This is a genomic window from Alphaproteobacteria bacterium, assembly GCA_023898725.1.
In the GTDB taxonomy this organism is placed as follows: Bacteria; Pseudomonadota; Alphaproteobacteria; order JAUHZC01; family JAUHZC01.
Genome location: CP060236.1, coordinates 986,576 through 1,001,251, shown reverse-complemented (window position 1 = coordinate 1,001,251; position 14,676 = coordinate 986,576). Strand labels below are relative to the sequence as shown.

Genomic DNA, 14,676 nt, shown 5'->3' with positions numbered 1-14,676 from the left:
TTCTAATGGAACTAACATTAAATAAGTATCTGTATGCCTACATTAGCGCAAAAAATTGGTCGACTTATTATTGTAGGCTTTGATGGTCTATCGCCGGATGACAGTGGCGTGCGAGATGTTTCTCATTTAATTACTCTGGGTCTTGTGGGAGGAGTAATTGCGTTTCGTCATAATATTGCATCTAGATCTCAAATCACAGCGCTGAACACCTATTTTCAGGCATTAACATCAAAAAACAATACTCCCTTGTTAATAGCGATTGATCAAGAGGGAGGCCATGTTATACGCACAAATGCTATCAATGGTTACGACACCATTCCCAGTGCGAAAGAATTTTCCTACCTGCCACCTGAGAAACAACATGAAAGCAGTCAAAAATTAGCCTCAGAACTAGCTGATCTTGGCTTTAACTTCAATTTTGCTCCGTGTCTGGATTTAGATTTAGGGTGTCCTGTTATTTCTGGTTATGAACGCAGTTATGGTAAATCTGTAAGCGATGTTATTGCGTGCGCACAAAATGTTTGCATGGCTCATCGCCATGCCGGTGTTATTCCCTGTCTAAAGCACTATCCCGGCCATGGCTCAGCACAGGGGGACACACATGAAGGTATAGTAGACGTCACAAACACTTATCAGGTGTGTGAAGGTGATGTTTTTCACCAGATGGTGCGAGCAGGATTTCATGATGCCATTATGACAGGACATCTCTACAATAACGCCTGGGATCCTGATATGCCCGCCACGCTTTCCTGGCGCGTGCTGGATAATCTACGCAAGGAGGGTTTCAAGGGAATTATTGTCAGTGATGATATGCATATGGGAGCGATCATTCGTAAGTTTCAGAAAACAAGAATGGGCGATGAAACAGATTATCGTGGGTATGATTCAGTTTCTGCCGCTATTGCTGCATTGCGTGCAGGGTGTGACATGCTTATTTTTTCCTGCAATCCATCAGCAGCAAAGGGTATCAAAAACTTTAGCAAAGATTATGCTTTCGTCCATCAAATCACTACGGGAGTATGCGTAGCTATAGAAAAAAGTTCTTTACTAAAGTCTGCCATTGAAGAGAAATACTTGCGCATTCAGAAAATTTCTTCTCAGTATGAAATACAGTAATGAGTTATTTTAATTGACTTTTTTGTTTTATTTAATATAGAAAATTAAAATTTATTATAATAAAAAATGAAAACCAACTTATTTTATATAGGGCTATTTCTGCTCTACCTTGTGAGTTTTATTGATGCATCTGCGGAGAGACTCCTCACCCCAGAAAGTGATAAAACTTCGGGTGCTTTTTCGGGAGATTCCTCTCATCGTAGGCATCTCCCGTTTGATCGATTGCAGCAACACGCACGAGGAATAACACCCGAAGATATGATGCGCAGAGGAATGCCCGTTCCAGTCATGCTGGCGATGATTACTCATGAGGAAAAAGAGCGTAAAATGATTCATGAAAACACAGAAAAGTCACGCAAAGAAGCGCAGGTAGCTTCTCTGGGACCATCGTTGGATAAATCCTTGTTGCGCTCATTTCCTGACGGTTTGCCTATTGAAGTCACCACTGCAGGGCGGCAGTTATTTGCACCTGGCTCATCTCTCAACGTATTAGCCTGCCCCCTAACACCTGCTCAGGCAGTAATTATGGATGCTATCAATCTTCTTAACACGCGTACTCGTTTTAAAAAACCAGGGGATGATGTTGTTGCACCGCCTGGATGGGTTGTTGATTACGCGGGAGGAGGGCTTGCCCTTTACAATTGTCGCCTTCCTATCAGTGAGGCGTTGGATCAGTTTTGTACCTATGCGCATAAAGGATCCCTGCGTCTTGAGTGTTTAACGGTGGCTAAGTATGTACAACTTTCTGTGCTGCGTGTTCTGATGAGACGAGAAGCTTTTGATCGTGACGCCTCATTTTATGAAGGAATTACACTACCAAAGAGAACCCCTGAAGGGTTGGTAAGACAAGGTTATTATAAACCCTGGGCAAACTTAGGGAATCACATTGGTACGATTAGTGATATCGTCTTGTATGAATCTCTTGCGATTAAGAAAATTCGCTATGACTTGGGTGCAAAACCGTATTGTATTGGTGATATTGTAACATTTCATGGTCCCAAAGAGTATATGCGACGCCATCCATCAGGTTCCATGTCTATGATAAATGTCGTTTATGTAGGGAAGTCTTTGGGAAAAGACGATCTCTTTATTTATTATGATCCTGCACATGCTGATCCGATGAAAACAAGCACAAAAATGGAAATACAGATTGATTTATTGGAGGCGTTTTTGAGCCCTCCAAATACTTTTGAATCAAAAGCCATCCGAGCAAAGCCCTGGTTTGATTTCTTTCAAAAAGAGGCGGATTCTGCTGCAAAAATCATATGTGCGTGGCGCCGTCGCGTGCAAGGATCTTCTGTGGAGTATGGCGACATGTTGGACAGGGTGTGTCCTATTGTGGCCATTCAGCGTATTGCCCAGAGTCGTTTTAATTTCCAAAAAAACCCTCTTGAGGCAGTTTCTATCAGACACAGGGAATCACTAAGAAATATGCGTGCCATCTATAAAGAAAAAAAGCCAAGATTGTCTGCTGATGTGCGCAAGGCATATAAAAAACAGTTTGCGCAAATGGAGAAGCGTATTGCCCCTGAGAAAGCTAATAAACCAAGTTTTTTGAATCATTCAAGAGTGTAGGGTGCAATCGTTTTTCTGAATCTTGCCTAATCTTTTTTCAAGGATTACATAAGATAGATAATTTGGTGCTTTGCCATCCTTTCAAGCACATTTTCTTCTCTTTTTTATTCACAGATAATAGGGAAGTATGGGGCCTCTACGTGTTTGGATCTACACATGAGAGAAGATAAAGATTCACTCATTCTTACCCGGTTTTTCACTGAAATACCTTATAAATTTGTTTTCAATGTCTTTCCAAGCATTGGCATCAATAGGAGCGGGGATTTTGCGACGAATATTTGGCCATTGTGTTGCGTATTTTTGATTAACTGCAACCCATTTTTCCATACCAGGCTCGGTATCTGGCTTAATAGCATCGACGGGACAAAAAGGAACACACACGCCGCAATCGATACATTCCGCAGGATTAATGGCGAGAAAATTCTCTCCTTCATAAAAACAATCCACAGGACAAACCTCTACACAATCAGTGTATTTACAGTTTACGCACCCATCAGTTACGACATACGTCATTGTATACCTCTTGTTTTACACACGTATGAGTGAAGATCCCCATATAAGACCTCCGCCAAGGGCTTCATGCAGGATAAGATCCCCAGACTTAATTTTTCCTTCCTGTATTCCCACACTAAGGGCAAGAGGAATCGATGCAGCAGAGGTGTTTGCATGCCTATCAACAGTCATAATTACTTTATCCATGGGAAGACCAAGCGTTTTTGCCACATGCTGAATAATACGAACGTTTGCTTGGTGAGGAATAAGCCAGTCAATATCAGTGACTGCGAATTCCGTATCCTTAAAAATTCCCGCAGCGGAAGATGTAAGATTATTTACAGCATGGCGATAAACTTCTTGACCTGTCATCTCAATATAGCCTGCCGTTTGGGTGGAGCCTACACCTCCTGATGTTTGCAGAATGTTTTGATACTGTGGAGCAGAATTCAGGGTTGTTTTGATAATACCTGCTGTATCATTTTTTTCAGCATCAAATAGTACGGCTCCTGCACCATCACCAAATAACACACAGGTGTTGCGATCCTTCATATCAATAATTCGCGAAAATACTTCCGCTCCAATGAGAAGAATGCGTCTGGCCTGACCAGAGCGGATGTAGGCATCAACAAGCGAAAGCCCCACGAGATAACCTGCACAAGCTGCAGAAATGTCAAAACAAAAGGCATTTGTTGCCCCAACAGCTTGTTGAATCATACATGCTGTGGCAGGAAAGGTTCTGTCAGGGGTTGTGGTTGCAACAATAATGGTATCAATGGATGAAGCTCTAATACCTGCGCCAGTAAGAGCTTCTTTTGCTGCCTTAGCTCCTAAATGTGAGGAATTTTCACCCTCAGCAGCAAAGTGACGTTGACGAATCCCCGTACGACTAAAGATCCATGCGTCAGATGTGTCTACAATACGGGACATGTCATCATTTGTGAGAATTTTCTCAGGTAAATAATGACCACACCCCCGAATCACTGCCCGCATTAATCAAAAACCACAGTTAAAATTTGCCGCATTATGCCATTGTTGAGGTATCTTGACTATGGCTCAGAAGATCTTTTTTTAGGCTATTTTCGAGAGAGGAAATGATGCCCTTGGTCATTAACCGCATGGTAATGTGCAGCGCATTTGCAAATGCTTTGTAATCAGCTCCTCCGTGGCTTTTAACGGCAAGATACCGTAAGCCAAGAAGTGGGGCACCATTATAGCTACGCGGATCCAATTTTTGGGTAAGGGTTTTGATGCTACTGCGTAAAAAATAGGCACATATACAAGATAACCAGGATGTCGTGAGCGAACGCTGCAAGTGGATGCGCATAAGCTTGATCGCACCTTCAGCAGATTTAATAGCGACATTGCCGTTAAATCCATCAGTCACAACAACGTCGGCTGCTCCAGCAAAAACTTCATTTCCTTCAACAAACCCTCTAAATATAGCCTTAGGAAGCACACCTTTTAACAAGGAGCGAGTGGTACGAAGAATTTCATTGCCCTTAATATCTTCGGTGCCAATATTCAAAATTCCTACAGTTGGTGCTATCCGATCAAGCATACACGCAGCATAGGCACGCCCAAAGACGCTAAATTGTACCAACTGTTCGGGAGTCGAGTCTATATTTGCCCCTACATCAAGCATGACGCACCTATCTTCCAGTGTCGGAAGAAGACCAGCAAGTGCCGGGCGGTTGATACCAGGAAGTGTTTTAAGTATAACCTTGCACAAGCCCATATAAGCCCCTGTATTACCACCAGAAAGAACAGCTTGGCATTGGTTCGTTTGAACGGCTTCAATTGCTAAGCGCATGCTGGTGTTTGCAGAGTTACGCAACGCATAGGATGGCTTTGCATCGGAAGCAATAACTCCTGGGGCATGAAACACATGAAGGCGGGGGTCTGAAGAAGGAAGATTATGCTTTTCCAGGAGAGGAAAGATAAGGTCTTTGTCCCCATAAAGATGAAAAGAAAAGCCTAGGGATTCATCAAACAGCGAAGATATGCCCCGAACTATAGATTCGGGAGCATGGTCGCCTCCCATTGCATCAACGGCTATATGGTGCATATCCTTGACACGCACCAAGATTACTTCGTCTTAGTGTCTATGTCCTTACTGGTGGCTATTTCTGGACGTCCAAGAATGTGACGGCCTTTATAGAAGCCACAGGGTTCACACATATGATGAGGGCGCTTAAGTTCGCCACAATTTGTACACGCAGTTAGGTTCACTGGCTTGAGAGCATGGTGAGAGCGGCGCATATTCCGCTTGGATTTGGAGGTCTTTTTCTTTGGTACTGCCATAGGAATTCTCAAATAATGATAATTATCTTAGCTTTCTATACGAAAAAGCCCCTGATCGCAAGGAGTTTTTACCTTTTCACAGGAAACTTAGGCATGAAATTGTGTGTGCATTAGGCGCTCTGCGAGAGAGTTGTTCGGGTTAAAAAGAACATAGGCGCATTGAGTGTTGTCGCGTACAACTTCGATACGGTGCACATTTGGAATATTTTTGCCGTCGATACTGGCATGAACGGGGCGTTTCTCCGGTTCTTGGATATGAAAAACGAATGCAGATGTATCAGGAACAAGGGCACCATGCCACCGTTTAGGACAGTGTGCATTAATGGCTGTAAGCGGAAGAACATTCGCATTAAAGGGCACAACAGGACCTCGCGCCGAAAAATTATAAGCTGTGCTCCCAGCGGGAGTAGCGACTATCAAGCCGTCCCCAATCAGAGGATCTAAGCGCCTAACACCATCTATGTCTACGGATATTTTTGCCGACTGACCGCTTTGACGCAATAAGGCAACCTCATTAAACGCAAGGTGATGGGATGTTTTTCCCGTACTATCAGCAATTTTTATACGCAAAGCGGGTAGCTTCTGCAACAGAGCATTATTGATAGGGGTAATAATGTCACTTCCTTGGATATAAGGGTGCATGTAAAAGCCCACTGTCCCAAAATTTAATCCGTATAATGGCATTTCAGTACCATAAAACTGATGGAAACAGGATAACATAAAACCATCGCCACCTAAAACCACAATACACTTTGTTTTGCTTGTTACGTCTCGGGGAAAAGCAGAAAAATCCTTGTGTAAAGAGTCATGAACACGTGGCGTATTTTGATAGATAAGTGCAATTCCAGATGGTGTTATACCTCGCATAATAAGGTAAGCTCTCCCAAAATAAATATTATGCCACTGCGTGCACGTATGTTCGAACATTACCAACGAATGCGAATGAGCACAAGAAACTCGTGTGCTTTTTTAAAATTCTGCGCGCAGCACATTGAAAGAACGTTTCCCATGAATCAATCACATCAGACCCCTGTATGCTTATTTTTCCAGGAATAAAGCAGGCACTAATCTATTATTTGATTGTATATAATTCATGTCTAAACTTATTTTCACGATGTGCATTGCCATAAAAAAGGTTGTTTTTCAGTTAAGTTGTAATTTTATGAATAATAATCCTTACCTGATTCTGCTTACACTATTTACCTCATAAGCACAAAGATGTAAAAGGATTCTACGGCTTTTAGTAAGGCTTGTGGGGGTAAAATACTATAAGGTTATCCTTGTGTGTCATTGTGTTTTGCGTATACTTGGGACAGATAAAAATGAACACAATACCATGAGCCTTCCTAACGTCGTCATTTACACAGATGGTGCATGCAGTGGAAACCCTGGCCCAGGAGGGTGGGGTGCTGTTCTTACGCATGGGGATACAAGCAATGAGCTTTCAGGGTTTGAACCTGAAACAACAAATAATCGTATGGAACTCATGGCTGCCATTGAAGCGCTGAGGGCTCTCAAAAAAACATGTGCGGTAACGATTGTTACGGATAGTCGCTACGTTCAGGATGGCATAACACAGTGGGTACATGGTTGGCAAAGTAAGGGCTGGAAAACAGCTGCGAACAAGCCAGTGAAAAATATTGATTTATGGCAAGCGTTACTAGAAGCTGTAACGAAACACACTGTGACCTGGGAATGGATAAAAGGACATTCTGGGCACGAACTTAATGAGCGAGCAGATGCCCTTGCGCGTAATGCCATCATTCAAGCAATGATGGCAGGGTAGGGCTGGTTTTTCTATCTGTATGCCCTGCCAAAAAGCCTCCTGTGTGAACAGGAGGCTTTTTCTTGTGATTACGGTATCCCACATGTCATTTACTGATCGAGAAAACTCCGTAACTTTCGCGAACGACTCGGATGTTTGAGTTTACGAAGGGCTTTGGCCTCAATTTGACGAATCCGTTCGCGTGTAACGGTAAACTGTTGGCCAACTTCTTCAAGCGTATGATCGGTATTCATTCCAATACCAAAGCGCATGCGTAAAACCCGTTCCTCACGAGGCGTTAAGGTTGCCAGAATACGTGTTGTTGTCTCTCTCAAGTTACCATGGACTGCTGCATCAATAGGAATAACAGCATTTTTATCTTCGATAAAATCTCCTATTGTTCCATCTTCTTCATCACCAATAGGCGTTTCTAATGAAACCGGTTCTTTTGCAATTTTCAAAACTTTACGAACCTTTTCAAGAGGCATATCTAATTTCTTGGCAAGTTCATCAGGTGTAGGTTCGCGCCCAATCTCATGTAAAATCTGGCGTGACGTACGCACAATCTTATTGATTGTTTCAATCATATGAACCGGAATACGAATTGTTCGCGCTTGATCAGCAATAGATCGTGTAATAGCCTGGCGAATCCACCATGTTGCATACGTTGAAAATTTAAAGCCCCGACGGTATTCAAACTTTTCAACAGCTTTCATCAGGCCAATATTACCCTCCTGAATTAAATCAAGAAACTGCAATCCCCTATTTGTGTATTTTTTCGCGATTGAAATTACTAATCTTAAGTTTGCTTCAATCATTTCTTTTTTCGCACGGGTCATCATGCGATCGCCTTTTTGTACATCTCCAACAACGCGGCGAAATTCTGCAGGTGTGAGACGTACGCGCTCAGAAACATCCATAATTTCTTGGCGAATTTTCAAGATGGCATCGTGATGAATTGTAGCAAAGCTCTTCATCGCAGGGTCTTTGTGTCCTGCTAAACGCTCTAGCCACTCAGGATCAAGCTCTTGGTCTTTATATTCCTTGACAAATAGGTCCCGTGACACATCGGCTTCGATGGCCATCGTGTAAATTTTTGTGTCAAATCCTATAAGACGTCGACTTAAACCGTAGAGCTGATCAACAAGCTCATCAATACGATTTTGGTTAAGGCGAATGCGCCCCATAAGGGTAGCCAGCTTTTTTGCAAGTTCATGATATTTCTTTTCCTTGACAGCATCAGTTTTTTTTCCAGCACGCATGGTGGAAAGGCGATCCTCCGCGATTGGATGAAAATCTTTATAAATTTGGGCGATTTCTGTGAAAACGTCATCAACAATTGGGCGAATATTTGCTTCCATGGCAGCAAGAGAAACAACACCTCCTTCATCAAAATCTTCTTCCTCGTCTTCGGGCTTTATCTCCGCCTCGGATTCCTCAGTTTTGATTGGAGGAGAAGATGTTTGCGGATCAGCACTGAGTAATTTTTCTCTAGGTTCGGGCTTACTTTCCTCTGCATCTTGGGAAGATCCAGTTGCAGCATCAATTTCAGTCATTGAGTCTAGATCGACAATCTCACGCAAGGTCATTTCTTCATTTTCAAGAGCCTCATACCAACCCATCAGTGCCTTGATCGTAAGAGGACTCTCACAAATGGAATGCAGCATGTCTTCGCGCCCTTTTTCAATGCGCTTAGCAATTTCAATTTCCCCCTCACGCGACAGAAGCTCAACTTGCCCCATTTCTCGCAAGTACATACGAACAGGATCATCTGTGCGGCTAACCTCAACATCAGAAACGGCTGTAGAAACAGCTTCTTCCGGTTCTTCTTCTTCTTTTTCAGAAGCAGGATCATCATTCATGTCATCATCATCGTCCGATGATTCAAAATCATCATCGTCATCATCAAGAGATTTGGTATCTACGCTTGTTTTAAGTGATATTCCCTCTTCATCCCCAGCATCAGCGATATCATCGTCATGATCTTCAATAATGCTAATCCCCAAATCAGTTAGTGCTGTTACAATTTCCTCGAGATTTTCAACGACAACATCATCCTTCGGCAACGCTTCGTTAAGTTCACTGTATGTTACATAGTCAGTATCTTTGAATTTTTCAGCGATTTGCTGAATCACTTGCTCAATATCAATAGTTGTATTTTGTTCTGTTGATTCATGTACGTGGTCTGACATATGTTTTCTTCTCCAAGCTTACAGGTACTTATATATCTGATGATCCATCAATGCGCAATCCTTCAGCCATTTCTTGTAGCATTTTTACACGCTCCCATGCCTTCGGATCCATCGTGTTATGTAGGTCATTTAGGGCAATTTTCAAGTCAGCTTGGAGACTATGCAAATTTTTGTAAAGTGCAAATAACTCTAACCACCCCGTATAAAGTTTTTCTAACGGTGTGTCAGAATGAATGAAACGGTGATGAACACTTAAAGATTCATCATAAATTGAAGACCACAAGGGACGGTCGCGGCAGTGTTCAAGGTAGTCACCTAATACAGAAAGATCATCATGTGCCTCATAGTAATCAATCAATGTATCGCGAAAACCAATGATTTGTTCATTATGAATAGGCATTTCTATAAGTTGTTTGTGTACACTCTCCAGAATATCAGGACGTAACATTACAATACGCAGTAATAAACACTCTTGAACATATAGCCTGTTAATAAGCATTTTCGGAATTTTCTTAGGAATAGTGGTAACGTGACGAGAGAAATTTCTTACTGGGACACGAAAGTGTTCAGAAAACATGGTTTTAAAATAATGACTGAATTCCTCTCGGGTAACATTATCGCGAATATTATGGGCATATCCCGCAAGTTTTGTCCGTAGTGAGGACAGCTGTTCAGGTGTGGGAGAGGGGCTGTTTTTTGTGTGCAAGTCCCATAAAAACTGGCTAACGGGAAGAGCATTTCCATAACGTTCGCGAAAAGATTCAGAGCCATTTTTGCGCAAAAATGTATCGGGATCGTCACCGGTATCCAACAACATGACATGCAACCGTCTGTGTGCATTTAAATAAGGAAGTGCCTTTTCAACCGTACGATTGGCAGCCATTACACCAGCTTTATCACCATCCATACAAACAACAATTTCTTCCCATCGTCCCCACAGAAGATGTAACTGATCCTCTGTAATAGCCGTTCCCATGGGGGCAACACTTTCGCAAAACCCATGTTGATGCAATTGAATCACGTCAAAATATCCCTCAGCGACAAGTATTCGGCGCGATTTTTGGGGGGCCTTCAGAGCAAAGTTCATCCCATAAAGGTTCAACCCCTTGAGGAATAAGGGGGTTTCTGGGCAGTTGATGTATTTTGCAGAATCGTCACGCAGGGTTCGTCCACCAAAACCAATGACACGCCCTTGATTGTCAAAAATCGGAAACATTAAGCGTGATCGAAAGCGAGGATAGGGCGCCCGTATAGTGTCCTGAGGTGAAATGAACAAGCCGGCCTCGACACACTCTTCGGTGGAAAAACCTAGATTAGCTAAACAGTCCGCAAGCTCACCATGGACCGGGGTAACACCTAACCCAAAACGTTTAATACTTGTGTCAGAAATCCCTCGTTGATTAAGGTAGTTACGTGCCTCAATGCCCTGAGCACCGCGCAAGTGATCTCTAAATAATCGGGCTGCTGCCACGTTAAGGGAACGCAAGCGATCTTTTAGACCACGCTTTTCCCCAGGTATATCTGCTTGCATCATGGGTGGCACAGAAAGTCCTGCACGTTGTGCATAAAGCGCAAGAGATTCCATAAATGAAAGGCGTTGTGTTTCTTTGATAAATCCCAGTGCGTCACCATGCGCCCCACAGCCAAAGCAGTGATAAAATCCCTTGCTGTCGTTAACAGAAAATGAGGGGGATTTTTCGTTATGAAAGGGACAAAGTCCTTGAAATTCATGCCCCTTTTTACGCAACTTGACTTTTTCGCCAACAATTGCGGATAAAAGCACACGCTGATTAATCTCGTCAATAAAGGCGCGTAAATCAGGCTTGCTGCTATCCATTTAGAAAGGTTGACGGAGCTCTACAGGAAGATATACCGTACAACGACTTTGATCGTCAAACAGTAACGTAAGCGGAACCATATGACGATCTTGCAATTTTTTCTTCAAACCGAGAAGAAGCAGGTGTTTGTCACCAGGTTGAAAAACAATTTCTTTGCCCGCAGGAATATGAAAGTCGCCAATTTTTCGCATTTGTAGCGTCACGCCATTAGTTGTATTTTCCCGAATTTCCACAGTCTTTGCAACGGGTGTGATCACATGTGTAATGTAGGCCCCTGTTTTAGCACCCTTAATGCGCATATAAGCAGCAGAAGTCTCACCTGTTGAAGCCCTTGCCCAAAAATTACTGACAGCAACGCCATTGGGGCATAGAACTTTTCTCACATTCGTGCCATGCATAGCTGTCGATGCATCCGGTTTGTCAGAATCAGGAGATGATGGCCCTACGGGTGACGCTTCAGCGTATGCAGGTACTGTTCCCAAACAAAAAATAATAGAAAATATGAATCGCAATTTCATAGCAATTACCCTAAAAATGTAGGTTAAGCATATCGTACTTAGTGTCTTTTTGCAAGATTTGTTAGTGAATATCACACCAATTTTGGCCAATACCATAATCAACGACTAATGGGACAGAAAGCTTGACAACAGAAGCCATGACCTGCTGACAGCGGATTGCCACATCCTGGGCAAGCGATTCTGGTGCCTCAATAATCAGTTCATCATGCACTTGCAAAAGAGTATGGGAATTTGGATATTCATGCTGTAAAAGCGCGTGAATACGAATCATAGCAAGCTTAATGATGTCAGCATTACTTCCTTGAAGGGGAGCATTAATTGCCTGACGTTCAGCAAATCCTCGCAAAGAATGGTTTTTGCTTGCAATAGAAGGTGTATAACAGCGTCGTCCAAAAAGAGTAGTGACGTATCCTTTTGTACGTGCGCAACCAATCATTGTATCCATATAACCCTGAATACCCGGATAACGGGCGAAGTAAGCATCGATGTATGCTTGGGCTTCATGACGAGAAATTTTGAGTTGTCGTGCAAGCCCAAAGGCGCTAATGCCATAAATAATACCAAAGTTTATAGCTTTTGCTTGTGAACGAAGCTCCTTCGTAACCGCTGTCAAGGGAATATCCAGAACCATGGAGGCAGTTAGTGCGTGAATATCCTGTCCCTGGTTAAAGGCATCACAGAGGGTTCTGATTTTGGCCATGTGTGCAAGAAGCCGTAACTCAATCTGTGAGTAATCTAAGGAAATTAAAGACATTCCTGGGGCGGCCACAAAAGCTTGACGAATTTTTCGCCCCTCTTGGGTGCGCACGGGAATGTTTTGAAGATTTGGATCCGATGACGACAGGCGCCCTGTAGATGTGATGTTCATAGAAAAAGACGTATGCACGCGACCCGTGTGTGGATTAATCTGGTTGGGAAGTGCATCGGTATATGTCGATTTGAGTTTTGATACTTGTCTCCAATGGAGAATTTTTTCTGCGATTGTAATACCTTGAGCCGCCAAGTCTTCAAGCGTTGCTGCGTCTGTCGTCACTTTACCTTTCTGCGGAGAAGGCAAAGCAAGTTTATCAAAAAGAATCTCACCAACCTGTTTAGGAGATCCGACATTAAATTCCATTCCAGATAACGTAAAAATTTCTGTTTCTGTTTCTGCTATTTGCTTTTCAAGTAAACGACTCATGCTATTTAAAATAAGTGCGTCGCAGGTAATGCCCTTATATTCCATCGCAAGCAATACCGGAATGAGCGGGCGCTCAATCCGGTAATAAAAATTCAGCATACTTGCTTCAATAAGTTCTGTAAGTAAAGAATGATACAGCTGCAAGGTAATGTTGGCCTCTTCGCACGCATAATGCACACGTTTATCAAAAGGAATGTCCGCAAAAGTTTTGGCACCCTTCACCAAGGCGAGTGCCTCCTTAAACAAGAGCGCTTTTTTTTGTAAGTGTCCTTGGGTAATGTCATCCATATTGTGATTAGGTTTGCCACCATTGAGAACATAAGACATCACCATGGTATCATGCACATTTTTCAGCACGACGTCATGACGCAGCAAAACAAGCAAGTCATATTTAATATTGTGACCAATTTTTATAATACTTGAATCAGCAAACATGGGCTTTAAACATGAAAAAATATCCTGGAGCGAAAGGCCATGTGTATTTTTCTCAAGGCTAACGTGATTAAAAAGATCCCCAGTAGGCACAGGAGAGGAAGTGGCAACATCAATATAGTAGGCTGTATCAGACGTAACGGAAAATGACAGGCCAATGAGCGATGCTTGCATTGCATCACGGGATGTTGTCTCTGTATTTAGGGCCACAATCCCATATGCATAAATCTTATCACGAAGGGTGTATAGATCCTCAAGGTTTGTAATTGGAAAGTATGTTCGCGTTGCTGGAGCAGAAACGGAAGGTCTGTCAGGGTGTAAAGAGGTACCATCAGTATCATCTAAAAAAAGAGAAGGAGAGGCATCTTTCAACCACCCCTCATTCTCCACACGTTTTATCAGTGTTTTAAAGGAGTGATTTTCTAAAAACAAACGCAATGTATTCGCCTCAGGGGCTTTCCAAACAAAATTGGCAAGGGAGTCTGTCACCGGCACATCATCCACCAATGTTACTAACTGTTTTGATATATGGGCTTTGTCGGTATTATTCGCCAATGCTTCCCGTCTTTTGGGTTGGGCAATTTGATCAATGTTTGCAAGAAGATTTTCTAAAGTACCAAACCGTATGATAAGCTCTGCCGCAGTTTTAGGCCCAATACCTGGAACACCAGGAATATTATCAGATGCATCCCCACACAAAGCTTGTACATCAATAACTTTATCGGGACTAACACCAAATTTTTCCTCAACGGCATTATTATCAATACGTTTGTTTTTCAAAGGATCAAAAAGATCAATGCCGGGCTGAATGAGCTGCATCAAGTCTTTGTCTCCGCTGATAATGCATGTCGGGCGATTCTGAGCTACTGCAAGGCGCGCATAGGTTGCAATGACATCATCGGCTTCATAGCCTTCAATGCGAACCTCTGTAACATTAAAAGCATGGCAGGCCTCATGGATGAGTGAAAACTGAGGAATGAGAGCTTCAGGAGGGGCAGGGCGATGCCCTTTGTAGTCAGGGTAGATATCGTGGCGAAAATTTTTACGCTTTGCGTCAAAAATTACAGCAATATCTGCATCTTTGTTATCAAGCAACACCCGCAACAGCATATTACAAAAACCATAAACAGCATTAACGGGAGTTCCATCAGAGCGTGTCATAGGAGGAAGTGCGTAAAAAGCCCGAAAAATGAATCCTGAACCATCAATGAGGATAAGCCTTTTTCCTGTGGATGACATAGCAGATATCCTAGTGATTACAGAT

Annotated in this window: 12 protein-coding genes; 3 read left to right on the top strand and 9 right to left on the bottom strand. The window is 42.8% G+C overall.

The genetic code is table 11. The features are described 5' to 3' along the window. Positions 1 to 33: 33 nt before the first annotated feature. Both H6849_04620 and H6849_04615 read left to right on the top strand, forming a co-directional pair. Complete coding sequence (locus H6849_04620) at positions 34 to 1,116, top strand: glycoside hydrolase family 3 protein (protein USO01346.1); 1,083 nt, start codon at positions 34 to 36, stop codon at positions 1,114 to 1,116. A 66-nt stretch (positions 1,117 to 1,182) separates the two neighbouring features. Next, on the top strand, positions 1,183 to 2,691 hold the full coding sequence (locus tag H6849_04615; GenBank protein ID USO01345.1) for a hypothetical protein: 1,509 nt from the start codon (positions 1,183 to 1,185) through the stop codon (positions 2,689 to 2,691). A 174-nt stretch (positions 2,692 to 2,865) separates the two neighbouring features. On the opposite strand, the gene H6849_04610 is transcribed toward H6849_04615, so the two are convergent. The 5 genes from H6849_04610 to H6849_04590 all read right to left on the bottom strand — a co-directional run bounded on the left by H6849_04610 (position 2,866) and on the right by H6849_04590 (position 6,354). Beyond that, entirely contained in the window at positions 2,866 to 3,204 is a 339-nt protein-coding gene (locus H6849_04610; protein USO01344.1) for a ferredoxin family protein, read from the bottom strand. Positions 3,205 to 3,219: 15 nt separating this feature from the next. Continuing rightward, entirely contained in the window at positions 3,220 to 4,176 is a 957-nt protein-coding gene (locus H6849_04605; GenBank protein ID USO01343.1) for a ketoacyl-ACP synthase III, read from the bottom strand. Positions 4,177 to 4,207: 31 nt separating this feature from the next. Beyond that, positions 4,208 to 5,251 carry a phosphate acyltransferase PlsX gene (gene plsX, locus H6849_04600; GenBank protein ID USO01342.1) on the bottom strand — a complete coding sequence of 348 codons (1,044 nt, stop codon included), beginning with the start codon at positions 5,249 to 5,251 and terminating at the stop codon, positions 4,208 to 4,210. Between the two features lie 20 nt (positions 5,252 to 5,271). Then, a complete protein-coding gene (rpmF, locus tag H6849_04595) occupies positions 5,272 to 5,487 on the bottom strand; it encodes a 50S ribosomal protein L32 (protein ID USO01341.1) in 216 nt (71 codons plus the stop codon). A gap of 87 nt (positions 5,488 to 5,574) precedes the next feature. Next, entirely contained in the window at positions 5,575 to 6,354 is a 780-nt protein-coding gene (locus H6849_04590) for an NAD kinase (GenBank protein ID USO01340.1), read from the bottom strand. A gap of 469 nt (positions 6,355 to 6,823) precedes the next feature. Here H6849_04590 and rnhA point away from each other — a divergent pair, with 469 nt between their 5' ends. Beyond that, entirely contained in the window at positions 6,824 to 7,273 is a 450-nt protein-coding gene (gene rnhA / locus H6849_04585; protein USO01339.1) for a ribonuclease HI, read from the top strand. A gap of 89 nt (positions 7,274 to 7,362) precedes the next feature. Here rnhA and rpoD read toward each other — a convergent pair whose 3' ends face one another. The 4 genes from rpoD to polA all read right to left on the bottom strand — a co-directional run bounded on the left by rpoD (position 7,363) and on the right by polA (position 14,651). After that, complete coding sequence (gene rpoD / locus H6849_04580; GenBank protein ID USO01338.1) at positions 7,363 to 9,444, bottom strand: RNA polymerase sigma factor RpoD; 2,082 nt, start codon at positions 9,442 to 9,444, stop codon at positions 7,363 to 7,365. A gap of 28 nt (positions 9,445 to 9,472) precedes the next feature. Continuing rightward, positions 9,473 to 11,281, bottom strand: a complete 1,809-nt coding sequence (locus H6849_04575; GenBank protein USO01337.1) for a DNA primase — start codon at positions 11,279 to 11,281, stop codon at positions 9,473 to 9,475. Beyond that, complete coding sequence (locus H6849_04570; protein USO01336.1) at positions 11,282 to 11,800, bottom strand: copper chaperone PCu(A)C; 519 nt, start codon at positions 11,798 to 11,800, stop codon at positions 11,282 to 11,284. A gap of 61 nt (positions 11,801 to 11,861) precedes the next feature. Then, on the bottom strand, positions 11,862 to 14,651 hold the full coding sequence (gene polA / locus H6849_04565; GenBank protein ID USO01335.1) for a DNA polymerase I: 2,790 nt from the start codon (positions 14,649 to 14,651) through the stop codon (positions 11,862 to 11,864). Between the last annotated feature and the right edge of the window lie 25 nt (positions 14,652 to 14,676).

Excerpts from the sequence above, each read along its gene's own strand:
- H6849_04610 (USO01344.1), bottom strand. The coding sequence starts at position 3,204 with ATGACGTATGTCGTAACTGATGGGTGCGTAAACTGTAAATACACTGAT.
- H6849_04620 (USO01346.1), top strand. The coding sequence starts at position 34 with ATGCCTACATTAGCGCAAAAAATTGGTCGACTTATTATTGTAGGCTTT.
- plsX (USO01342.1), bottom strand. The coding sequence starts at position 5,251 with ATGCACCATATAGCCGTTGATGCAATGGGAGGCGACCATGCTCCCGAA.
- H6849_04570 (USO01336.1), bottom strand. The coding sequence starts at position 11,800 with ATGAAATTGCGATTCATATTTTCTATTATTTTTTGTTTGGGAACAGTA.
- H6849_04615 (USO01345.1), top strand. The coding sequence starts at position 1,183 with ATGAAAACCAACTTATTTTATATAGGGCTATTTCTGCTCTACCTTGTG.
- H6849_04575 (USO01337.1), bottom strand. The coding sequence starts at position 11,281 with ATGGATAGCAGCAAGCCTGATTTACGCGCCTTTATTGACGAGATTAAT.
- rpmF (USO01341.1), bottom strand. The coding sequence starts at position 5,487 with ATGGCAGTACCAAAGAAAAAGACCTCCAAATCCAAGCGGAATATGCGC.
- H6849_04605 (USO01343.1), bottom strand. The coding sequence starts at position 4,176 with ATGCGGGCAGTGATTCGGGGGTGTGGTCATTATTTACCTGAGAAAATT.
- H6849_04590 (USO01340.1), bottom strand. The coding sequence starts at position 6,354 with ATGCGAGGTATAACACCATCTGGAATTGCACTTATCTATCAAAATACG.
- polA (USO01335.1), bottom strand. The coding sequence starts at position 14,651 with ATGTCATCCACAGGAAAAAGGCTTATCCTCATTGATGGTTCAGGATTC.
- rpoD (USO01338.1), bottom strand. The coding sequence starts at position 9,444 with ATGTCAGACCACGTACATGAATCAACAGAACAAAATACAACTATTGAT.
- rnhA (USO01339.1), top strand. The coding sequence starts at position 6,824 with ATGAGCCTTCCTAACGTCGTCATTTACACAGATGGTGCATGCAGTGGA.